Here is a 22,530-nt window from a genome sequence, read left to right as displayed (position 1 = left end):
TATGGCTGACAAAGATTTTTCCCAATTTGAACGAAAATTTAAATTAAATTTTAAGAATAAAGATCTGCTTCGGGAGGCATTTACACATCGCTCATATATTAATGAAAGCAAGCGAAGCGACCTACCTGCGCCGCAAAGTCATCTGCCTGTGCATGCCACGCAGACAGGTGCGCCGCGGCAGGCAGGTCTCACGCACAATGAACGTCTGGAATTTTTGGGTGATGCAGTACTTGAACTTGTTGTTACTGATTATTTATTTAAAAAATATCAGGATAGAACTGAGGGAGATCTTACGAGTTATCGTTCTGCGCTCGTCAATGCGGTCACCCTAGGGGAAGTTGCACATACGCTTGGAATGAATGAGTTCCTTCTTCTTTCAAAAGGGGAGGCGAAAGATACCGGAAAGGCACGCCAAATTATTTTGGCAAATACGTTTGAAGCATTTATAGGGGCACTGTATCTCGACCAACACTATGAAGGTGTGGAAGCGTTTATATCAGAGTGGCTTCTTCCACTTACTCACGAAATTGTTGAGAAGGAACTATGGAAAGATGCAAAAAGTTTCTTGCAGGAGAAAGCGCAAGACGAGCTGGGGGTTACACCAACGTATAAGGTAGTACGTGAAGCAGGTCCCGATCACGACAAAAAGTTTGTAGTTGCAGTGTTTTTGGGAGACGAGCTCATTGCGGAAGCGCAAGGGAAGTCTAAACAAGAAGCAGAACAAGGTGCGGCGTCACAGGCGCTTAAAGAAAAAAAGTGGAATACGGTCGATAAGGAATAAACTGGAATTTATGCAACTTAAACGACTTGAGGTTGGAGGATTCAAATCATTCGCAAAGAAAAGTGTTTTTGATTTCAATACTCCCATATCGGCGATCGTCGGTCCCAACGGCTCGGGAAAATCAAATGTTGTCGAAGCGGTGCGTTTTGTGCTGGGGGAACAGTCCCTCAAGTCGCTTCGCGGCAAGCGCGGAGAAGATCTCATTTTTAATGGTTCAAAAAGTCTTGCACGTCTCAATCATGCCAAAGTTTCTATTGCGTTTGATAATACCAAGCGCGAACTCAATCTCGATTACGATGAAGTGGTGATCAGTCGCGAAGTGAATCGCGACTCTTCGAGCGAATATTTTATCAACGGTACAGCAGTGCGCTTGCGGGATATTATCGAGCTTCTTGCAGGGGTGCATATTGGCGCATCGGGGCATCATATTATTTCACAGGGTGAGGCCGACAGAATTCTCAACTCTTCTTCAAGAGACAGAAAATCGATGATCGAAGAAGCGCTTGGGCTCAAAATCTATCATTGGAAGATCGCGGAGAGTGATAAAAAACTCGGAAAGACGGAAGAAAATCTTAAAGAAGCAGAATCGCTTCGTCGCGAGCTTGCGCCTCATATAAAATTTTTAAAAAAGCAGGTTGAGAAAATAGAACAAGCTCGTGCGTTTCGTGACGAGCTTTTAAAGCTCTATCACGAATATCTCAAGCGAGAAGAGGAATATCTTGGAGGCACGCGCAGCGCAATACAAGAAGAGCGTCGAGTGCCCGAAGAAGAACTCAAACGGCTTGGCGATGAGCACGCGCGTTTGCAGGAGTCGCTTCGATCCAAGGAAACAGGCGAGAGCGATAGTGTCCGGAAATTGAAAACAATCGAAGAGAAACTCGCGGAAGTTCGCAGGAAGCGCGACGATCTCACGCGCAAAGAGGGGCGTCTTGACGGAATGATCGAATATCAGGAAGATGTCTTGCGCAAGAAAGCGGAACGCGCGTCTCGCGATGAAAATGCGCCTGTTGATCGAAATTTGGTAAATGAATTCACGGGGTCACTTGAGCGTCATATCGCGGAAGCGGAGACCTCGGGAGATTTTTCTATCACAAAAGCAATTTTCAAAAAGATTCGAGATCTTATTGCGACGTTTATTTCCCAGAGCCGTCAAGGGATTATTACAGAAGGGGAGGATGAAAAAGGCGAACTGGAAACACTCAAGAAAGACCGCGAAGAAACCAATCATTTACTCCAAGAGGCGGTGAATGAAGAAAAAAAGCTTTCGGAAGAATACGGATTCGCGCGAAACGAAATAGAGAAAGAAAAAGATTCGTCTCGCGATGCCGAGATGGCGCTCTTTGATATCCGCGCAAAGAAAAGCGAATTTACTTCAAGGCTTGCCACAGTTGATGTGAAGGAAGAAAATCTTCTCCGCGAGGAAGAAAGTTTTCGTCGGGAGCTGGAAGAAGCAAAAGTCCTTTCGGGTGAAGGCGTGCTTGCGTATAAAGATTTTGCGATTGATGGAGGTCAAGCGCATTCTGAATCACGTACCGTGCAAGAAGACCGCAGGAAGCGTATTGAAAAAATAAAAATTCGGCTTGAGGATATGGGAAGCGGCACAGGGGAGGATGTGGTAAAAGAGCATGACCAAACCATTGCGCGAGACGAATTTCTTGCAAAAGAGATCGAAGATCTGCAAAAAAGCGCAGAAGCGCTCTCGCAGCTTATCCAAGACCTCACGGTCCGTCTCGGAGAAGAATTTCAGGGCGGGATCAAAAAGATCAACAAGCAGTTTGAAGAATTTTTCGCGCTGATGTTTGGTGGAGGTACGGCAACACTCTTGTTGATAAAAGAGCAGAAACGCCGGCGCGCAGTTCCACCCGAACTTGAAGGTTTAGAGAGCGGGGAAGAGGAGGGCGAAGTTGAAGAGGAAGAAGGAATTGATATCAATGTAAGTTTGCCGCACAAGAAGATCAAAGGGCTTCATATGCTCTCGGGAGGTGAGCGCGCGCTCACCTCCATCGCGCTTTTGTTTGCTATCTCGCAGGTGAATCCACCGCCATTTCTTATTCTCGATGAAACTGATGCGGCGCTTGATGAAGCAAACTCAAAAAAATATGGCAATATGCTCGAAAATCTTTCAAAATATTCCCAGCTTATCGTGGTGACACACAACCGCGAAACAATGTCCCGCGCGGGGATTCTCTACGGTGTTACCATGGGTTCCGACGCCGTCTCAAAACTTCTCTCGGTTAAATTCGAAGAAGCCGTCGCGATTGCGAAGTAGCTGACTGTTTTCTAGGATATTGTCCTAGTAAAACTAGGTAGATGTTGCGATTATTCGAGGAAAAGAGTATCATAAAAAAATGAATGCATTCATGAAAAAAGCCCAAATTTTTAAACTTGGCAAGAATCCCGTTGTGGTATTGCCTGTTTCGGCGTGGGAGACCATTCGTGAGCGAGTCAGTATGCTTGAAGAATATTATCAAATGTCCACCTCCAAGAAATATAAACAAGATATTGCTCGCGCGCGAGCTTCTAAAAAAGCAGTCTCTTCAACATATCTATATAAGAAACTCGGACTTGCATAGATTATGAGATACGATTTCAAGGGAAATTCCATTAAAGAATTTTCCAAACTTCCTCGGAAAGCCCAATTGCAAATCAAGCAAAAACTTGAGCTCTACATGTCAGCTCCTTCACCACTTGGTTTTGCAGAGCATCTTACCGATTTTGAGCTCGGAGAATATCGTTTCCGTATTGGAGACTACCGAGTAACCTTTGATGTTGAAAATGATACCGCCAAAATCCTCAAGGTTGGGCATAGAAAGGACATGTATAGGTAGGTTGTGCGTAGTAATCTTTACGGATATAGGGTTGAGGGGAAGAAGCGGACTGGCGCCGTCTCAAAACTTCTCTCGGTTAAATTCGAAGAAGCCGTCGCGATTGCAAAATAAAAAAACCACTCTTTCGAGTGATTTTTAAATGTATTAGTGAGCAGTTTTATTTTCCTTAGGGTTGTAGTAAATTTCATAAACAACATTAGTTATTGTTTCAACCCAAGCGGTGAACGGTTCCTGTTGATGTTCAATGAGGCATATTTCTGGGCCGTAAAAACTTCTCCAAAATAAAACATCAGCGAGAATAATTGGTCCCCCTACTGTAGCAAAAGGATAAGGATCAATAATTGAACCGCTACTTGTTTGCAACCAAGAATGTTCGTAGTGTGACCCGTATCCTATAAAACCGTCTTTAACTTCCAGTGTTTCAAAAATGGATGCCAGTGCTCGCGTAAGCACATGACAAGATATAGGGACCTCTCTACCAGTCTTAGTGTGACCTAGTATTATGTCAGGAAGTAGCCCAACAATTCCTACTATCTCATGAAATATACGTAGGTCTTCTTGGGGAATGAACTGCAAGGCATGGGGTTGCATATGTCCTCCGTATTCATGTTCAGTTTTCTATGAGCAGACTAGCACGCCCAATTTTAGTGTCAAACCTGAAGGTAGTTAGTGGTATTTTACACAAACACATAATCAATCTGCCGTTCGTCGAGGCTTGCGCGTCATAAGAATAGGGGATATGGGTACCACAGATTTCAAGCTATAGCTTGAAATCTGTGGTAGTTGGTTGATGGGAGTAATTTACCGCTAACGATACGTTGTGTCGTTTCGGCGCTCAATGGAAACAATACGAGGCAAGTTCTTTTTGTACGTGAAAATAATACGCAAATCGCCAATGCGAATACGAAACACATTCTTTTCACCCTTCAATTTTTTAACATCAAGACGAGCAATATCGCCAACAAGAACTGATTCGATCACTCAGAAACACCAAGGACGAAACACCAAGGACCGAAACACCAAGGACAGTCCTTGGTAAATGTTGTTAGTTACCTACACAAACACATAATCAATCTGCCGCTCATCGAGACTTGCGCGCTTCACTTTTACTTTCACGGCATCGCCGAGGCGGTACCGTTTTTTCTTTTTTTGTCCCACCATACTGAAATGTTTTTTATCAAATTCGTAGAAGTCGTCGGTCATATCGCGCAGGCGGATCATTCCTTCCGCTTTCGTTTCTTTTTCTTCGATATAAAGACCCCATTGCGTTATGCCTGAAATAACGCCGTCAAATGTTTTTCCAACGCGCTCGGTCATATATTCAACCTGCTTGTATTTGATTGATGTACGTTCTGCGGTCGTCGCCAGTTGTTCTGTCTGCGATGTGTAATTTGCAAGGCTCTGATAGCGGCGGAGTTCTTCTTGCGACGGATGCTTGCCCGCGAGATAGCTCTCAAGTAAGCGATGTACCATCACGTCCGCATAACGGCGAATAGGGGAGGTGAAGTGCGTGTAGTATTCAAATGCAAGGCCGTAATGCCCGATATTTTTTGTTGAGTAGATCGCTTTTGCCATTGAGCGAACCGCGGCAGTCTGTATCATATCCTTTTCCGCACGCCCTTCCGCCATTTTCAAAATCCCATTGAGATCTTTTGATGACACATTTTTATTTTTTATCTTAATGTTATAGCCAAGCTTGTTGAGGAATTCAATCAAGTCACTGATCTTTTCCTGATCCGGCTCGTCGTGGACGCGATAGACGAAAAGTTTTTCTTCTTTCTTGCCGAGTTCATGAACACGACGCGCTACCTGTTTATTCGCCAGAAGCATGAATTCTTCGACGAGCTTATTGGTATCCTGCATTATTTTTTTGTATACGCGAAGCGGTTTGCCAGTTGCATCAAGTTCAAATCGTACTTCTTCGTGTTCGAATGAAAGCGCACCATCCTCCTCGCGTTTTTTGCGGAGTTTTTTCGCGAGATTATTGAGTATCAAAAGCTCGTCATAAAAAATCCCCTTCCCGTCATCAAGTACACCTTGCGCCTCTTCATAACTGAATCGTTTATCTGAATTGATGATCGTTTTCCCGAACCACTCGCTGGTAATGTGCGGAGTGCCCTTCTCAAGCGTGTCTTTCCCAAACGTAAATATTGCGGCAAAGGTGAGCTTGTCTTCATTTGGATTGAGACTGCAAAGGTCGTTTGAAAGAACTTCAGGGAGCATGGGGATGGTGCGGTCGACAAGATAAATCGAATTACCCCTGCGCGCCGCTTCTATATCCAAGTCAGTGTCGGGACGCAAGTAATGGGATACATCAGCGATATGGATGCCGATCTCAATTGTTCCATCAGGGAGTTTCTGGTACGACAATGCATCGTCGAAGTCTTTTGCGTCAACGGGGTCGATCGTGAAGGTGGTAACATTGCGCATATCGCGTCGTAACTCAATGTCGCGTTTAAACTCCGTCTCCTCATTTTTTTTGATTGCTCCAGCTTCTCTTAATGCTTTTTCTGGAAAATCAGGACGAAGACCGGTATCAAGCACAATGGCCTCCATCTCGACATTGTTGTCGCCGGGTTTGCCGATAACTTTGATCACTTCGCCTTCAGGGCTTTTTTTGGGATCATTCCAGCTCGTAATCGCCACAAGCACTTTTTCCCCATGTTCCGCACCGAGCGCTTTTGAAGCGGGAACAATGATGTCGACATACATCCGCATATCTTGTGGAACAAGAAAATAAAAATCCTGATGGCGTTCGAGAACACCAACATATTCCATTTTATTTCTGGTGAGTATCTCGACCACCTCGCCTTGAACACGCTCGCCGGGAGTTTGCGGATGGAGAATGACGCGTACCGTATCTCGATGAAGTGCGGTATTGAGAAACAGCGAAGCAACCTCGATATCCTCTTCTCTGTCGGGAATTTTTACATACCCAATTCCCTTAGGGGTAATACCAATGATTCCTTCAAGTGCAGAGGATTTATCGTCCTTATGGGGAGGGTTATTTTGAGCTTCCTTATACATAGCCCCTATCCTACCGTATTTAAGGGAACTTTTCCAACTGAACGAAAGGGCTGTGTTTTAAATATCTGTGAAAGCTCGATTTTTCTTTCACTGCATGATATCATCAAACTACATTACTTCTGGGATTTTTTGTATGATTACATTGACTAAAAAAGAAATTATTGCATTTGGAATTCTTGTTGTTTTTGCGGCGGGCGGAATAATGCTCTATGTGTCGCAAGAAAAAACAATTGAACCAACAAAAAATGAAGCATCAGGCATTGTTCGCATAATCCCCGTAGATCATTATTTTGAAAATGGCATTCATGTTTACAGGGGTATCCTAACGGTTCCCACCCCGTGTCATGAATTAGTATCGCAAGTGACCGTCATGGAATCATATCCGGAACAAGTCACTATTGATCTCAATGAACAGGGCGCTTCAAGTTTTTGTGCGCAGGTGATTACCCAAACCCCATTTGAGGTAACATTTAAGGCAAGCAAAGATGCTCGCGTTTCTCTTAAACTTGATGGAGTTCTTGCGGCACTAAAGATAACTGACCTGTCCGCGCAACAGCAGGCGGGAAAATCCGACGTAAAAAGTATTGCGCCAATTTCTACCACAACAACAAATACAACAGTTGACGATTCTTTCTTATACGAGGGAAGTGCGACGCAGTAGATACAAGAAGGGGGGAGCACGTATATTAAAAAAACATCCGCCAAGGCGGATGTTTTTTTAAGTGGTTTTTATCGTCTACACTTGTTCTCTGCCGGACGATGCTCGTCCCTCATTTCTTTTCTTGAGTTCTTCTGGTTTTACCACCTCACCTGTTGCTGGATCAACAACATTCTCACCCACGTACATGGGTTTCTCATTTTTAAATCCGCCCTCAGGTTCTTTTTTTCCTAATATTCCTTCAAACATATTGTAAAAATTATTTAATAATATCCATTGACATAACTTAATATTTATGCCACTCTAATTGTAGCACAAATTTGAACTTTACAGGAGGGTCTGTGGAAAACACAAAAGAAGAGCTTGAAACGTTATTCAACAAAGAGCTTCTCGAAAAACGGCAACTGTACTTGCGTGAGGTAGATAGCAAGTCCACATTATGGATCTTATCTTCTCTTACGTATTTAAATGCCATGAGTAAGAACGACCCAATCGAACTTCATATCACCAGTACTGGTGGAGGTGCTCGTCAAGGACTTGATCTTTGCGATAAGATAAGACTGTCGGATGCTCCCGTTATCGGCATGGTATCGGGAGTAGCTAATTCAATAGCGGCTGTCGTCCTTCAAGCATGTCATGTTCGGAAAATTGCACGTAACTCCATAATCGGTGTGCATAATGCTTCCAAAGATTCGACCAAGTTATTCATGCTTGATCCTGACAAAGAAAATCCGTATGGTATTGAAGATTGGGAAAAGATTAAAGAATCGCTTGCTCCAGGGTTCGAAGTACAAAAAGAAATTATAAAAATCTTTTCTGAACGAACAAAACGTGAACCCATTGAAATTATTCACGTACTAAATAAAGAAAAAGATTTTCGGTCAGAGGAAGCCCTTGAATTTGGTCTCGTGGATGAAGTAATCTAGTTCGCAATATTGGTAACGGCGTGCACGATGTGCACGCCGTTTTTTATTTTTCTTCGCTGTCTATTTTCACCACCCGCAATTTTTCAATCACCTCATCTTGTGCTTTCGTAACGATTTCACGCACGTTGTGCGGATTGGGGATACTCTTAACACTAATCTCTGGTACTTCACCGGCAGTTTGAATATGAATGTCTCCAAAATTAAAAAATGTCGGTATAATTCCATTAACGTTCACGGTTATATCTTGTATGCGATCAAGGCGAAATGTAGAAATTCCCCGAGAGAATAATCCCTTCTGTTCGATGTCGATGATTCGCTTGTTGGTGAGCATAAGAATATCGAGATAATAATCAGTCCAAAGAACAAAAAATGCCACCCAAATAATCCACATCCATGTTGCTGTGACCATAGTGATAAACAATTGAGCATGCTTGCCTAAAACCACAACATCCGAGAGTCCTGCACCACGTATCAATATATTAATCACGAACGGTAGAAAAACAAGAAACACAAGCGGTAGTGATTGCGCCATAAATATGAACCAATGTTTTCGTACCTCAATAATAATGTGTTCGTCTTTGTCGAGAGTAATCATGTCGTTGTGCTATATCCAAGAAGAGTAATAAGAATAATGGAGAAGAAGATGAGGGAAATTGAAAAAAAAATAGCTCCCATAAAACTCGTTGTGAGTGGTTTATATCCATAAGTAGTCCAATGATACACCAACACGAAACTTATAGTTGCAAACAAAACTAGCATGACCCCCAAGCCCATCCAAAGGTATTTGGGGTGTACCCAAAAATCAACAGACATTCCTTCTTGAATGATATTGTTATTTATGAGAAATAATTTTAGATCCATCATTCTGTGATTATATCCCCTAACTTGAATAGCTTCAATAGATTTTTTTGTTGCAGAAGTTTCTGGAGTTTTGGAAGTAGAAGCTCACAAAAAGTTGACTTTAAAGCACCTTCTGTTATATTAGAGCTCACTATGTTAATGGTACGACTGCAAAGAGTAGGAAGGAAAAATGACCCATCGTTTCGGGTTGTTTTGACTGACTCAAAAAATTCAACAAAAAGTGGCAAATTTCTCGAAGTGCTCGGCTCATACAATGCCCGCTTCGGTAAGCCGGAAATTAAAGCAGACCGAGTAAAATATTGGGTCTCTGTCGGCGCCAAAGTGTCTCCCACAGTCCACAATCTCCTGATTAATGAAAAAATTACGAGTGGAAAGAAAATCAATGTTCTCCCCCGCAAAAGCCCTCCCAAGAAAGACGAAGCGGCGGCTCCCGAAGTAGCAGGGGAGACCCAAGCAACTCCGGTAGTAATCGAAGAAAAACAAAGAGACGTAGAAGTAAAATCTTAACAAAAGGGGCTCATGCCCCTTTTTATTGACATACAATATGCAAGAAATATAATGATAGAACGGTCGAAAATCTGCAAAGAATTTATTAGATAGAGTTTGAAAGATTGAATACAATGGCTAAAGAGAGAGATGTTGAATTTTTGGAATATGTTATCAAAGCCCTTGTTGATGTTCCTGACAAAGTGAAGGTCAAGAGGGAAGTCGATGAGATGGGAGTTCTTCTCACGCTCGATGTCGATCAGGTTGATATGGGAAAAATTATCGGTCGATCCGGTAATACCGCAAAGGCAATCAGAACATTGCTTCGTGTTGTGGGTATCAAGAATAACGCCCGAGTCAACCTCAAAATTAGTGAACCCGAAGGTGGCAAAATGATGGCAGCACGCACTAGTTCAAGTGATGTCGATCGAGTGATAGAAGATCTCAAGATTTAAAGTGTTTTATTTTCAAAACCCGCCCCAGAAATGGGGCGGGTTTTGAAAATAAAGATGGTTGTACGAGTTGCCTAACACGATCCCGCAGACATTGGGGATACTGTGGCTCCTCCCTTGCCATCCTGCCCGCAGATACAGATCCATGGTTCAGGCATCATGATTTCATATACCGTATTGTTAAAACCGCCATCATTTGATTCCAGAGTAGTACCGCTTTCAAGATTGCAGTGGAGGAGATATTTTTGCACATTACCTGCAGTTCCCTCAGTTTCAAGAAAAATATATCGACAATTAAATGCATCGCTATTACTTGTTGGATTTGATGGATCATGCCAAGCTGATTTACTTATGTAACCGCCATTAAATAATTCTGAAATAAATCCAACCGATACACTGTTATCGATCCAAACACTGTCGGCTGGTACTGATTGGTCATACCAATCACCAAGAGCGCAAGTGCCCGCGTTGTATTTGTGGTATGAAAACCCCTCGAGTGGGGCATTTGAACCATCATTGGGGTACTTACCAAAATCAGTGTAATATAGTTCCAATGCAGTTTTAAATGCGCGCATTGTTTGAACTCGCTCACTATCTCGCGCTTTTGCGCGTGCACTATTAAGCGATGCAAGAACAACAGACGCGAGAATACCAATGATGGCGATAACAACCAAAAGTTCAATAAGGGTAAATCCTAGAGTTTTACTGTCCCAATTTACTCGGCTTCCTTTTTTGGTCAATGTGGTAATTTCTTGTCTATTGTTGGATTCTAATTTTTTCATATGTATTTTTAGGTGAAATCTTCTTCCTGGTTACCACGTACATTGAGCCATATATATCTTACGCATATCATACACTATCTCCCTATTTTCCCCCATTTAACATTATTCACACTCACTTTTATCCCAATTATTAAAGCAAAGGATGAACTGGGGGAGTAGTGGCTGTACAAAATCAAATGATGTTGAGCTCGGACCAGCGGTTTCTTGTGGATTTTTTCTCCGATGATATAGTTTCTTTATCCTGCAGTAATTCGCCTTGGGCGGACTATTTAAAGGGTTTGTAGTATGGCACAAGTTAATTTTCACATAGTCACACTTTTCCCAGAAGCGATTGAGCCCTATCTACAAGCTTCTATTCTAGGGCGCGCGGTACACCATAAGATTATAACAATTTCGTTATATCAACTTCGGGATTTTATTCACCGGCGTGGACAAAAAAAGGTTTTGAGTGGATTACCGAAGACTAAAAAGTATCTTAAGGTAGATGATAGACCTTACGGAGGAGGTCCTGGTATGGTACTTCAAGCAAAACCTCTCATTGATGCGGTAGAAATGATTCAAAAAAAGATTAAGAAAAAAGCCAACAGGAAAGTAAAAGTAATTTTATTTGCCACTTCTGGAAAACAATTTACCAATTCGTATGCAATAAATATTAGTAAACGGTATACGGATATTATACTCATTGCTGGACGTTATGAAGGAGTAGATGCACGGGTAAAAAGAATACTTCATGCCGAAGAAGTCTCCATAGGCCCATATGTTTTGACAGGGGGGGAACTACCTTCGGCGATAGTTATCGACGCAACAGCGCGTCATATTTCCGGAGTTCTTGGGAAAGATGAATCTATAGAAGAGCATCGTATCACTTCATCTGATGTATACACAAGACCTGAAATCTTGGAGTACAAAGGTAAAAAATATCGGGTTCCCAAAGTCTTGCTATCGGGGAATCACAAGGCAATAGAAGAGTGGAAAAGAAAACGCTTAGCTTCTGATATGTAATTAACATATCCTCCAATCGCACATGAATTGAACAACTCGATACAAACAAAAGTGCATTCCTGGCCGTTATCCCCAGTAGGATTTCCAGAAAAATTTGACAAAAAGTACACCGAGTGTATAATCCCTCTAACGCTTGAATGATTGAGTTATTTCTGAATTTCTGCATATTTCTCCCCATATTTGCGATGAAGCAAGAAATGTAAAACATTTCACTTTTCGCAGTAATTAAGAGTCTAGCTTTTGCATAATTTTGCAAAAAAATTCTTAGCATTATAAGCTAGTTTAATAGCCTTCATAATTAAAAGGTAGGGTTTCTTTTTGCGTTTATTGTCTAACGATGTGAGAGAACCACAAAATAAAGTTTTGCGGTTCCGAACGAGCGACGACAACAAAAGATTTATCCCCTTTTATTTTTTGCGTTATGAGAGAAAAAAAACATTTTTCACGTTACAAAGAAGCTCTCGAACAGTTGCCAAATTTTACGGATACACAAGTAAAATCGTATCAATGGCTTATCGAGAAAGGTCTCGCAGAAGTATTCAAGGAGTTTTCTCCCATCAAAGATTATTCGGAAAAAAAGTTTGAACTTGAGTTCACGGGATTTGAACTTTCAAAGCCCAAATATGACGAGCATTACGCTAAGGTAAATAAACTAACTTACGAAGCTCCAATCCGTGCACGCGTCAAACTCAAGAACAAGACTCTTAACATAGATAAAGAGCAGGAGATTTTCGTTGCTGATTTTCCGCTTATGACCGAACATGGTACGTTCGTTATCAATGGAGTGGAACGCGTGGTTGTGCCACAACTCGCGCGTTCGTTCGGAATTTTCTTTAATATTCAGGAATCAAAAGGCAAGCGATATTTTGGTGCAAAAATTATCCCTGCTCGTGGAGCGTGGGTTGAAATAGAATCCGAATCAGATGGAGCGATTTATGTGCGTATTGATAAGAAGCGTAAATTTCCCATTACGTCCCTTCTTCGCGTACTAGGACTTCACACTGATGAGGCGATACTGAAAGCGTTTAGTGATAATCCAGAAGCCAAAAAAGTTATCGAGATTTCTCTATCAAAAGATGTTGCAAAAAGTGTAGCCGACTCCTATGTTGAAATTTATAAGCGCTTGCGTGATGGAGATCTCGCGACAGCAGATCATGCAAAAGAATTTATTCTTTCCATTTTCAGCAAGGAAAAATACGACCTTTCAGAAGTCGGTCGTTTTAAATTTAATCGTAGATTTGGTAAGGGTACGGGAAAAACAGATATAGAAAAAAGAACAGTAACTTCTGATGATATTGCAATCATTGCTCGCCATATTGTTACCCTCAATCAGACACCCAAAGCGCTTCCTGACGATATCGACCATTTGGGATCGCGGCGCGTGCGACCCGTAGGAGAAATGATGCAGCAGAAGGTACGTGTTGGAATGTCTCAAATGAAGCGAAATATTCAGGACCGAATGTCTACAATCGATTCTGATGCAACACTTCCGATTCAGCTCATCAGCCCGCGTCCACTCCAGGCCCGAATCAAAGAATTTTTTACGACCAACCAACTTTCGCAGTTCATGGCGCAGTACAATACTCTTACGGAGATTGAACATTTGCGCACGCTCTCCGCACTTGGTCCCGGAGGTCTCACACGAGAGCGTGCAGGTCTTGAGGTGCGTGACGTTCACCCATCACATTACGGCAGACTTTGCCCAATCCACACACCAGAAGGTCCGAATATCGGTCTTATTCTCCGTTTGTCAACCTACGCACGTGTAAATGACTTCGGCATTATTGAAACCCCATACGCAAAAGTAGTAAAAGGAAAAATTACAAAAGAAATTGTATATTTTGACGGACTTGAAGAGGAAGGTTATAACATTGCCCATGGTGCGATTCGCTATGATGAACATGGCAACATTGCCGACGAACACGTTGAAGTACGTTCAAGTGGAAAACCAACCCTTGTTCCTCGTGATATGGTCCATTTTATCGACGTTGCTCCCGGTCAGGCATTTTCAATAGCTACTTCAATGATTCCATTTCTTGAGCACGATGATGCAAACCGCGCGCTCATGGGTTCAAACATGCAAAAACAAGCAACACCATGCATTTCACCAGAAGCGCCAATTGTTGCGACGGGCATTGAAGAAAAAGCGGCGCGTGATACAGGAAGAGTGGTTATTGCGAAAGAAGATGGTGTGGTTAAATATCTTGATGCGCGAAAAATTATTATTGAAGATACGAAAGGTAAAGACCATGAATACAACCTTATTTCATATTCAAGAACCAACGGTTTCACCGCGTTTCATCAACGTTGCGCGGTTGATCTGGGTCAGAAAATAAAAAAAGGGAATGTGTTAGCAGATACTTCTTCTTCCGAAGGTGGTCAGATTGCGCTTGGGCAAAATGTAATGGTTGCGTTTATGGCATGGGGTGGTGCAAACTACGAAGACGCGATCATTCTTTCAGAACGTCTGGTTAAAAACAGTAAATTCTCAAGCATTCACATGGATGAGTTTGTGGTAAATGTGCGAGACACTAAACTTGGTCCAGAAATAACAACACATGATATTCCCAATGTCGGCGAAGGCAAACTGAAAGATTTGGATGAGGATGGTATTGTGCGCGTAGGTGCCGAGGTACATCCGAACGATATTTTGGTCGGAAAAATTACACCCAAAGGAGAAGCGGAACTTACTCCAGAAGAGCGACTTCTTCGTTCAATCTTTGGTGAAAAAGCGCGTGACGTGAAAGATACATCACTTCGCATGGAGCATGGCAAGCGCGGACGCGTGGTGGGCGTAAAAGTATTCTCACGAGACAAGGGAGACAATCTCGACTCGGGAATCATCAAACGCATTCATATTGAAGTTGCACAACTCCGCAGTGTTTCTGTGGGCGATAAACTTGCGGGGCGTCACGGGAACAAGGGAGTTATTTCTATTATTTTACCTGAAGAAGATATGCCCTACGGTGAAGACGGTATGCCGGTAGATGTTATTTTGACACCTCTCGGCGTTCCTTCTCGAATGAACTTAGGACAAGTGCTCGAACTTCACTTGGGACTTGCTGCGCACACGCTTAATTATCAGGCAATATCTCCTGGGTTCATGGGTGCAACGGCTGAAGAAATAAAAGAAGAATTGGTGAAAGCTGGGTTTCCTGCTGATGGAAAGGTGCAACTGTATGATGGCAGAACAGGAGAACCTTTTGAACAAAAAAGTGCCATAGGGTATATGTATATTATGAAGCTTCACCACATGGTTGAAGACAAGATTCACATGCGCTCCATTGGACCATACTCTCTCATCACACAACAGCCACTTGGCGGAAAAGCACAAGGTGGAGGACAGCGATTTGGAGAAATGGAAGTCTGGGCACTAGAAGGATATGGCGCAACGCATGTGTTACGCGAAATGCTTACGGTAAAGTCAGATGACATATCGGGGCGTTCAGCCGCGTTTGATTCCATCGTAAAGGGTGATGATGTCAGGCAAAACAATCTCCCTGAATCATTTAATGTATTACTGAACAACCTTCGCGGTCTTGGTCTTGATGTCGAACTGCGAAAAAGAGAAGGCGGGACGAAAGAAAAATAAAAATGCAAATATCAAAATGAAAAATTACGGCGTCGCCGAAGGCGACACAATAATTTTAAACTTTGATTTTTAAACTTTAATTTTATACCCATGAAACCAATGAAAGAAAAATTTGATTTTGATGCTGTACTTCTCAAGCTTGCATCCCCGGAGCGTATTAAAGAATGGTCATATGGCGAAGTTACAAGGCCTGAAACCATCAACTATCGAACCCAGCGTAGCGAACGTGGGGGTCTTTTTGACGAACGCATTTTCGGTCCCGAAAAAGATTATGAATGTTATTGTGGAAAATATAAGAGGATTCGTTATAAAAATATTGTGTGTGAAAAATGCGGAGTTGAAGTAACACGAAGTATCGTACGTCGAGAGCGCATGGGGCATATTGAACTTGCAAGTCCCGTTGCTCATATTTGGTTTTTGCGTGGCGTTCCTTCAAGAATCGGGCTTATTCTCAATATCCCTGTTTCTGAACTTGAGAAGGTGATTTATTTTGCCGGTTATGCCATAACTCAAGTTAACGAAAACGAGAAAGAGAAACTCATGAAAAAGCTTGATACAGAGTACAAGGTGAAAGTGAATGCACTTAGTGACGATAAATCAAAGGAGAAGATCAAGGAACTATTGAGTAACGCTAAAAAAGAAATTGAAAGTATCAGCCTTGGTCGTGTGCTTGATGAAGCAACCTATCATCGTTTTTCACTTAAATACGGCACAGTGTTTGAAGCAAGTATTGGCGCGGAAGCGATTTATAATATCTTCAAAAATCTTGATCTTAATAAACTCAAAGATAAACTTCAGGGAGAGCTTCTCAATGCCGGCGCTGCGGAACGTGCAAAACTTCAAAAACGGCTTGGTGTGGTAAAAGCTATGATTAATTCAAAAGTTCGTCCAGAGTGGATGTTTCTTACGGTAATCCCCATTACTCCTCCCGCGCTTCGCCCGATGGTTGCACTCGAAGGAGGAAGGCATGCGACATCAGATATCAACGATCTCTATCGTCGTGTAATCAATCGTAATAATCGACTTAAAAAATTAAAAGAGATCGGTGCGCCCGATGTCATTTTACGCAACGAAAAACGAATTTTACAGGAAGCCGTTGATTCTCTTCTGGATAACTCAATCAGGCGAGCGCAATCTGCTGCCATGAGTCAAGCACAAAAACGAACCCTCAAATCACTTTCCGACAGTCTCAAGGGTAAACAAGGTCTTTTCAGACAAAACCTTTTAGGAAAACGTGTTGATTATTCGGGTCGTTCCGTTATTGTTGTTGGACCAAATCTTAAATTAAGCCAATGTGGAATTCCCAAACACATGGCACTTGAGCTTTTCCGCCCTTTCGTTATTTCAAAAATCCTTGAACGTGAATTAGCATTTAATATTCGCGGAGCAGGACGCCTTATTGACGAGGGCGTGCCGGAAGTGTGGGCAATTTTGGAAGAAGTGATTAAGGGTAAGTACGTAATGCTTAATCGTGCGCCGACACTTCACCGTCTTGGTATTCAAGCATTCAACCCTGTGCTTATCGAAGGCAATGCAATCCAGGTCCATCCGCTCGTGTGTACGGCGTTTAATGCCGACTTCGACGGTGACCAGATGGCAGTACACGTTCCGCTTTCTAAAAAAGCTCAAGAAGAAGCCCGTGAAATCATGGCATCAAATAAAAATCTTCTTGGTCCCGGCAATGGCGATCCTATTGTAAACCCAAAACAAGATATCGTACTCGGATGCTATTGGATGACCAAGATAATTCCTGGCGACAAAGGAGAAGGAAAAATTTTCCCAACCCCGAACAATGCCATTACTTCATATGACTTTGGGCAAGTTGGATTTCGCGCAAAAATAAAAGTGATGGGCACTGATAGTCCAAAATACAAAGAATTTGGAGGCGGAGTATTTGAAACATCTGTCGGGAGGCTCCTCTTTAATAGCGTTTTGCCAAAAGATTTCGCCTACATTAACAAAGAAGTCGGCAAGAAAGATCTTGAACAAATTGTCGACGATCTCATTAATACGTATGGTATTGATGCAACACCAGATGTTCTCGATAAAATCAAAGCGTTTGGGTATAAGTATGTTACAAAATCAGGAATTACCTGGGGAATTGATGAAGTACGCGTTCCAACCGCAAAAAAAGAAATTGTCGCAAAAGCACGAGCGGAAAATGCAATTGTGGTAACTCAATATAACGACGGGCTTCTTTCTGACGAAGAGAGATATCGTAAAGTTATTGAAATTTGGCAGGGGGTTCGAAATGAAATTGAAAAAATAATGCCCACCACCCTTGACCCGAATGGATCCGCGTATGACATGATTAAATCAGGCGCGCGTGGAACGCTTTCACAGGTGGTAAACATGGCTGGTATGAAAGGTCTTATTATTAACACCGCAGGACGTACGCTTGATTTCCCAATTATTCCATCGAACAAAGAAGGGCTTTCACCGCTTGAATTTTTTATCACGACTCACGGTTCTCGAAAGGGTCTTGCTGACACCGCGCTTAATACCGCAAAGGCCGGATATCTCACAAGAAGACTTGTTGATGTTGCGCAAGACGCAATTATTACGGAAGAAGATTGTGGGGACAAGGAGGGAAAAATTATTAAGCGCGAAAGTCTTGCGGGGTTTGAAACACCGCTCTCACGTGACATTCGTGGAAGAGTTATCATGAAGGATATTGTTGGCATAAATGGAAAAACTCTTTTCAAAAAAGGACATCTTCTCACTAAAAAAGAAGCGCAAGCCGTTGAAAAAGATGGAATTACCGAAGCCCATGTACGATCACCACTTACCTGTAAGGCATTGCATGGGATTTGTAAAACATGTTACGGCGCAGATCTTTCTAAGAATGTTCTTGTTGGATATGGAGAAGCGGTTGGAATAATTGCTGCACAGGCGATTGGAGAGCCGGGAACACAGTTAACCATGCGTACGTTCCACTCAGGAGGAATTGCAGAAGTGGGAGGAGATATTACTATGGGTCTTCCGCGCGTGGAAGAAATTTTTGAGCGAAGAATTCCCAAGAGTCCTGCGGTAGTTAGTCAGATAGATGGAGATGTTATAGAACTATTAGATTCTGAACAAGAAAAGAAGATTGTTGTTCTCCCTGATCCAAAATCTCTCACAAAAACTAAAAAAGAAAAAATTGAATATATCGTACATCCACGAAGAATGATACTCGTGAAGGTGGGCGAAACGGTAAAAAAGGGGGCTCTTCTTACTGACGGTTCTGCAGATATTGCCGAAGTATTTGAATACGGAGGCAAAGATGCCGCAGAAAATTACATCATCAACGAAGTCAATAAAATTTATCAACTTCAAGGAGCTTCAATTTCACGTAAACACATAGAAGTCATTGTGCGACAGATGTTCTCTCGAAGAAAGATTAAGGATCCTGCGGGAACGCGATTTGGGTTAGGGGAGGTTGTTGAATCCGGCGAACTTGCTGAAGAGAATGATCGTGTTGCGGAAGATGGCGGTGAAAAGGCAAAGGCGGATTTCGTGGTTCTTGGCATCTCTGAAGTCGCGCTTACCACGCAAAGCTGGCTTTCAGCAGCGTCATTTGAAAATACAACGCGTGTTCTCATTGATACGGCGATTCGCGGGGGCGTTGACGAGCTTCGCGGTCTCAAGGAAAATGTTATCATCGGTCGTATTATTCCTGCAGGAACAGGATTTCGTGAGACGATGGCAACAAAAGGGGAAAAGAAGGAAGAATCTGTATAATGAGTTGAACGTTCGTAAGGTTATAAAGTTCATAAAGTGAAGATACAACTCTTTTCTTTACAAACTTTACAAACTTTCTACTTTATAAACTGACTTTATGGCATCCGTTGTCGAACAGATAAAATCAAAATTGAGTATCGTCGACGTTATAGGCTCTTACATAAAGCTTGAACGGGCGGGGAGTAATTTTAAAGCTCGATGTCCGTTTCATAACGAAAAAACTGCGTCATTCTTCATTTCACCCTCACGCGAAACGTATCATTGTTTTGGATGCAATCGAGGCGGAGATATGTTGAGTTTTGTTCAGGAAATCGAAGGATTAGATTTTCGTGGAGCACTCGGTACATTAGCGGAACGTGCGGGAGTTCGTATGAACGTATCGGAACCTGGAGAAAGCCGCGAGCGAGAGAAAATTTTCGCCGTACTTGAAGAGTCCACAAAGTTCTTTTCGAATCATTTAGAAAAAAATAAAGAATCTCATGAGTATCTCATCAAGCGTGGAATCATGGATGAAACGATTAAAGAATTTCGGTTGGGGTATGCTCCTTCGGAGTGGCGATCACTCTCCGAATTTCTTCAAAAAAAGGGATTTACTCCAGAACATCTTCTGAAAGCAGGGCTCTCAATAAAAAGCGAGAAAGGATATTACGACAGATTCCGCGGAAGAGTGATGTTTCCTATTGCTGATAATGGAGGGAAAATCGTTGGATTTTCAGGCAGAATTCTTCCAGGGACCGAACAAGGTGATGTTGACAAACAGGCAAAATATGTAAACAGTCCAGAGACCGAAGTTTTTCACAAGTCGAAAATTTTGTACGGTTTTGACAAAGCAAAACAATCGATTCGAAAAGAAAATACAGCTGTTTTGGTTGAGGGGCAAATGGACCTCGTTCTTTCACATCAATCTGGGGTCGTACATACTGTCGCATCATCGGGGACTGCGCTTACTAAAGATCATTTGATTTTAATTAAACGTCTTGCTGATACACTTGTTATTGCATTTGATGCTGATGAAGCGGGATTGTCCGCATCAAAAAAAGGTGTTGACTTGGCATTATCCCTAGGATTTGATGTGAGAGTTGCGGAAATTCCTTCAGGTCTTGATCCGGCAGACGTTGTCATGAAAGACCCGGAAGGCTGGAAACACAGTGTTCTCAATGCGCGACACATTATAGATTTTTACCTCAAGGCTCTTTCGGGGAAAGGATATGATATGAGGACGTTTCGTAAAAAAACCAGCGAGCTTGTTCTTCCCTATATCGTGAAATTAAGAAACACTATTGATCAGGCACATTTTGTTTCTGAAACGGCACGAGCGCTCCATTTAAGTGAAGAGCCAATCTGGGAAGAACTCAAAAAACTTAGAGGAAACGAGCTTGCAGACACTTCTTATCGAGAACCCGAAGAAAAGGCGGACAAAAGTAGTCAATCTGCTGAATTAGGAAGACGGCAAAACATAGAGCGAAAGATATTAGGAATTCTGCTTTGGCAAGAAAGTACTTCAAAGCCATTGGCGGACAGGGTAGGATGGGAACAGCAATATGGAGTGATTGTCGGCGAAAGCACACTTAAAGAAAAAAAAGATCTTCCAGAAAAAGAAAAAAACAACCTTATTTTTGAAGCGGAAATATATTATCAAGATTTGAAAGAATTACCCCAAGAGATAGAACTCCTTCTTGCAAATTTAGAAGAAGAAGTCCTTAAGGAACAACTTGTCATTGCGATGGATGAACTGCGAGATGTGGAACATAAAGGAGACACGACGCGGTCAATGGAAATTTTAAAAAAATGCCAAGAAATTTCAAAAAAATTAAGTGAGATTGTAAAAAAGTAATTTAATACTATAATTATTAATCTATGGTAAAAAAATCTTCCACAGAAAAGAAAACGAAAAAGGTGAAAAAAACGAAAAAAGTTTTATCTCGTAAGGTAAAACGCTCTTCTTCTGTATCAAAGAAGATGATAAAAAAAGAGCTGGTTAAGAAGCCTACAAAAAAAGAAAAAGCAATCGAAGCAAAACTCATAAAAGTTGCAAAAAAACGGGGAGACAGTTTAAATAAAAAAGCTGACACGCTTATTTTAAAAGGGTATGAGCGCGGATTTGTGACGTACGATGAGCTCCTTAAAGAATTTCCCAATATTGAAGATGATGTTTCATTTCTCGATGAGTTGTATGAGCGTCTCAATAAAGCAGGCATCGATGTACTTGAGGGAGGCGATCTTCTCCAGACGGGACCGGAAACAGGCAAAAAACTTTATAGCGAAGGATCATCATATGACTCGATTCAGATGTATCTTAAAGAGATTGGGCAATATCCGCTTATCAGTGCGCATGAAGAAAAAGAACTTGCTAAACGCATAGAAAAAGGCGACATGGAGGCAAAAAATCTTCTTGCCCGTGCCAACCTTCGCCTTGTTGTTTCTATAGCAAAAAAATATGTGGGAAGAAGTGCAGACTTAACCCTTTTAGACCTTATTCAAGAAGGGAATCTAGGGCTTTTTAAAGCAGTTGACAAATTTGAATGGTCGAAGGGATATAAATTTTCCACCTATGCAACATGGTGGATTAGGCAGGCGATCACTCGCGCGCTTGCAGACCAATCGCGCACCATTCGTATTCCGGTGCACATGGTTGAGACGATTGCGAAATACAAACAAGTAGTGCGCCGTCTTTCGCAAGACCTTGGACGCGAACCGCTTGCGGAAGAAATTGCAACTGAAATGGGTGTTGAAGTGGACAAAATTCATACGATTGAAAAGATCGATCAAGACACCGTTTCACTTGAAAAACCGATCGGCGATGAGGGTGACGAGAAGTCAACATTGGGAGAATTTATTGCGGACGAGAAAATTCTTGCACCTGATCAGGATTCTTCACGGCGCATTCTTACCGATCAAGTAACAGAGATTTTAGACGATCTTTCTCCGAAAGAACGTAAAATTCTTGAAATGCGGCATGGATTGGGTGATGCGCATGGCGTCATACACACACTCGAAGAAGTGGGGAAAGAGTTTGGCGTGACACGCGAACGTATCCGCCAAATTGAAGCAAAAGCGCTTGAAAAGATCCGCATGCATGAGAAAGCTCTGCGGCTTAAGAATTACTGAAGTCGCGTAGCGTATAACTTGTAACACGTAACATAAAAAAACGGCGCACTGTGTGCGCCGTTTTAAAAACCAATTAACAAAACAGACCAATTTTTTAGTCCTACTTTTTTAGATTTGCGTAATCATATCCTGCAATGAAAAGGGCACGTGCACCCAAGATTCCAGTAACCGCACATAGAACGACCAGTCTCACGGATGTCGGGTTGACAGGAAGTGCGACTATGATACTGAAAATACAACCCAATCCAAGTAATACGAAAAGAACAACCTCCCAGATTCTTGTGTGCATAAATCACCTCATAGG

General features: G+C 42.2%; 20 protein-coding genes. 13 read left to right on the top strand and 7 right to left on the bottom strand.

The annotated features are described in order from the left end of the window. The first annotated feature begins 1 nt into the window (after window position 1). The 4 genes from rnc (at window position 2) to Q7S11_00935 (ending at window position 3,609) form a co-directional block, all read left to right on the top strand. Window positions 2-781: a ribonuclease III gene (gene rnc, locus Q7S11_00950; protein MDO8572320.1), complete on the top strand. Its 780-nt coding sequence runs from the start codon at window positions 2-4 to the stop codon at window positions 779-781. A 10-nt stretch (window positions 782-791) separates the two neighbouring features. Further along, window positions 792-3,050, top strand: a complete 2,259-nt coding sequence (locus Q7S11_00945) for an AAA family ATPase (protein MDO8572319.1) — start codon at window positions 792-794, stop codon at window positions 3,048-3,050. A gap of 91 nt (window positions 3,051-3,141) precedes the next feature. Then, complete coding sequence (locus Q7S11_00940) at window positions 3,142-3,354, top strand: hypothetical protein (GenBank protein MDO8572318.1); 213 nt, start codon at window positions 3,142-3,144, stop codon at window positions 3,352-3,354. Between the two features lie 3 nt (window positions 3,355-3,357). Then, entirely contained in the window at window positions 3,358-3,609 is a 252-nt protein-coding gene (locus Q7S11_00935; protein MDO8572317.1) for a type II toxin-antitoxin system RelE/ParE family toxin, read from the top strand. Between the two features lie 144 nt (window positions 3,610-3,753). Here Q7S11_00935 and Q7S11_00930 read toward each other — a convergent pair whose 3' ends face one another. The 3 genes from Q7S11_00930 to rnr form a co-directional block, all read right to left on the bottom strand. Further along, complete coding sequence (locus tag Q7S11_00930) at window positions 3,754-4,200, bottom strand: hypothetical protein (GenBank protein ID MDO8572316.1); 447 nt, start codon at window positions 4,198-4,200, stop codon at window positions 3,754-3,756. Between the two features lie 216 nt (window positions 4,201-4,416). Continuing rightward, a complete protein-coding gene (locus Q7S11_00925) occupies window positions 4,417-4,590 on the bottom strand; it encodes a hypothetical protein (GenBank protein ID MDO8572315.1) in 174 nt (57 codons plus the stop codon). A 72-nt stretch (window positions 4,591-4,662) separates the two neighbouring features. Further along, window positions 4,663-6,636 carry a ribonuclease R gene (rnr, locus tag Q7S11_00920; protein ID MDO8572314.1) on the bottom strand — a complete coding sequence of 658 codons (1,974 nt, stop codon included), beginning with the start codon at window positions 6,634-6,636 and terminating at the stop codon, window positions 4,663-4,665. 133 nt (window positions 6,637-6,769) lie between these two features. Here rnr and Q7S11_00915 point away from each other — a divergent pair, with 133 nt between their 5' ends. After that, the gene (locus Q7S11_00915) at window positions 6,770-7,297 is read left to right on the top strand and encodes a hypothetical protein (GenBank protein ID MDO8572313.1); all 528 of its coding nucleotides are present in this window, start codon (window positions 6,770-6,772) and stop codon (window positions 7,295-7,297) included. 75 nt (window positions 7,298-7,372) lie between these two features. On the opposite strand, the gene Q7S11_00910 is transcribed toward Q7S11_00915, so the two are convergent. Continuing rightward, window positions 7,373-7,543: a hypothetical protein gene (locus Q7S11_00910; GenBank protein MDO8572312.1), complete on the bottom strand. Its 171-nt coding sequence runs from the start codon at window positions 7,541-7,543 to the stop codon at window positions 7,373-7,375. A gap of 92 nt (window positions 7,544-7,635) precedes the next feature. On the opposite strand from Q7S11_00910, the gene Q7S11_00905 reads away from it, so the two are divergent. Further along, window positions 7,636-8,220: an ATP-dependent Clp protease proteolytic subunit gene (locus Q7S11_00905; protein MDO8572311.1), complete on the top strand. Its 585-nt coding sequence runs from the start codon at window positions 7,636-7,638 to the stop codon at window positions 8,218-8,220. Between the two features lie 43 nt (window positions 8,221-8,263). Here the strand turns inward: Q7S11_00905 and Q7S11_00900 are convergent, their stop codons facing one another. Then, the gene (locus Q7S11_00900; GenBank protein MDO8572310.1) at window positions 8,264-8,815 is read right to left on the bottom strand and encodes a PH domain-containing protein; all 552 of its coding nucleotides are present in this window, start codon (window positions 8,813-8,815) and stop codon (window positions 8,264-8,266) included. Window positions 8,816-9,213: 398 nt separating this feature from the next. Between Q7S11_00900 and rpsP the strand changes: the two genes are divergently transcribed. Both rpsP and Q7S11_00890 read left to right on the top strand, forming a co-directional pair. Further along, window positions 9,214-9,588 carry a 30S ribosomal protein S16 gene (rpsP, locus tag Q7S11_00895; protein ID MDO8572309.1) on the top strand — a complete coding sequence of 125 codons (375 nt, stop codon included), beginning with the start codon at window positions 9,214-9,216 and terminating at the stop codon, window positions 9,586-9,588. Window positions 9,589-9,701: 113 nt separating this feature from the next. Beyond that, entirely contained in the window at window positions 9,702-10,022 is a 321-nt protein-coding gene (locus tag Q7S11_00890) for a KH domain-containing protein (protein ID MDO8572308.1), read from the top strand. 71 nt (window positions 10,023-10,093) lie between these two features. Here Q7S11_00890 and Q7S11_00885 read toward each other — a convergent pair whose 3' ends face one another. After that, the gene (locus Q7S11_00885; protein MDO8572307.1) at window positions 10,094-10,801 is read right to left on the bottom strand and encodes a type II secretion system protein; all 708 of its coding nucleotides are present in this window, start codon (window positions 10,799-10,801) and stop codon (window positions 10,094-10,096) included. A 285-nt stretch (window positions 10,802-11,086) separates the two neighbouring features. On the opposite strand from Q7S11_00885, the gene Q7S11_00880 reads away from it, so the two are divergent. The 5 genes from Q7S11_00880 (at window position 11,087) to Q7S11_00860 (ending at window position 22,226) form a co-directional block, all read left to right on the top strand. After that, a complete protein-coding gene (locus Q7S11_00880; GenBank protein MDO8572306.1) occupies window positions 11,087-11,803 on the top strand; it encodes a tRNA (guanosine(37)-N1)-methyltransferase TrmD in 717 nt (238 codons plus the stop codon). A gap of 421 nt (window positions 11,804-12,224) precedes the next feature. Beyond that, complete coding sequence (locus Q7S11_00875; protein ID MDO8572305.1) at window positions 12,225-15,395, top strand: DNA-directed RNA polymerase subunit beta; 3,171 nt, start codon at window positions 12,225-12,227, stop codon at window positions 15,393-15,395. A gap of 90 nt (window positions 15,396-15,485) precedes the next feature. Further along, window positions 15,486-19,118 (top strand): DNA-directed RNA polymerase subunit beta', encoded by a 3,633-nt coding sequence (rpoC, locus tag Q7S11_00870; protein MDO8572304.1) that lies wholly within the window; start codon window positions 15,486-15,488, stop codon window positions 19,116-19,118. Between the two features lie 97 nt (window positions 19,119-19,215). Beyond that, entirely contained in the window at window positions 19,216-20,952 is a 1,737-nt protein-coding gene (gene dnaG / locus Q7S11_00865; GenBank protein MDO8572303.1) for a DNA primase, read from the top strand. 23 nt (window positions 20,953-20,975) lie between these two features. Continuing rightward, window positions 20,976-22,226, top strand: a complete 1,251-nt coding sequence (locus Q7S11_00860) for a sigma-70 family RNA polymerase sigma factor (GenBank protein MDO8572302.1) — start codon at window positions 20,976-20,978, stop codon at window positions 22,224-22,226. A 100-nt stretch (window positions 22,227-22,326) separates the two neighbouring features. Here Q7S11_00860 and Q7S11_00855 read toward each other — a convergent pair whose 3' ends face one another. Further along, window positions 22,327-22,515 (bottom strand): hypothetical protein, encoded by a 189-nt coding sequence (locus Q7S11_00855; protein ID MDO8572301.1) that lies wholly within the window; start codon window positions 22,513-22,515, stop codon window positions 22,327-22,329. Window positions 22,516-22,530: the final 15 nt, after the last annotated feature.

This window comes from bacterium (assembly GCA_030648955.1).
Lineage (GTDB): Bacteria > Patescibacteriota > Minisyncoccia > Phycocordibacterales > JAUSHB01 > JAUSHB01.
Note: the sequence above shows the minus strand (reverse complement) of the source record. Positions and strands in the feature narration are given on the sequence as shown.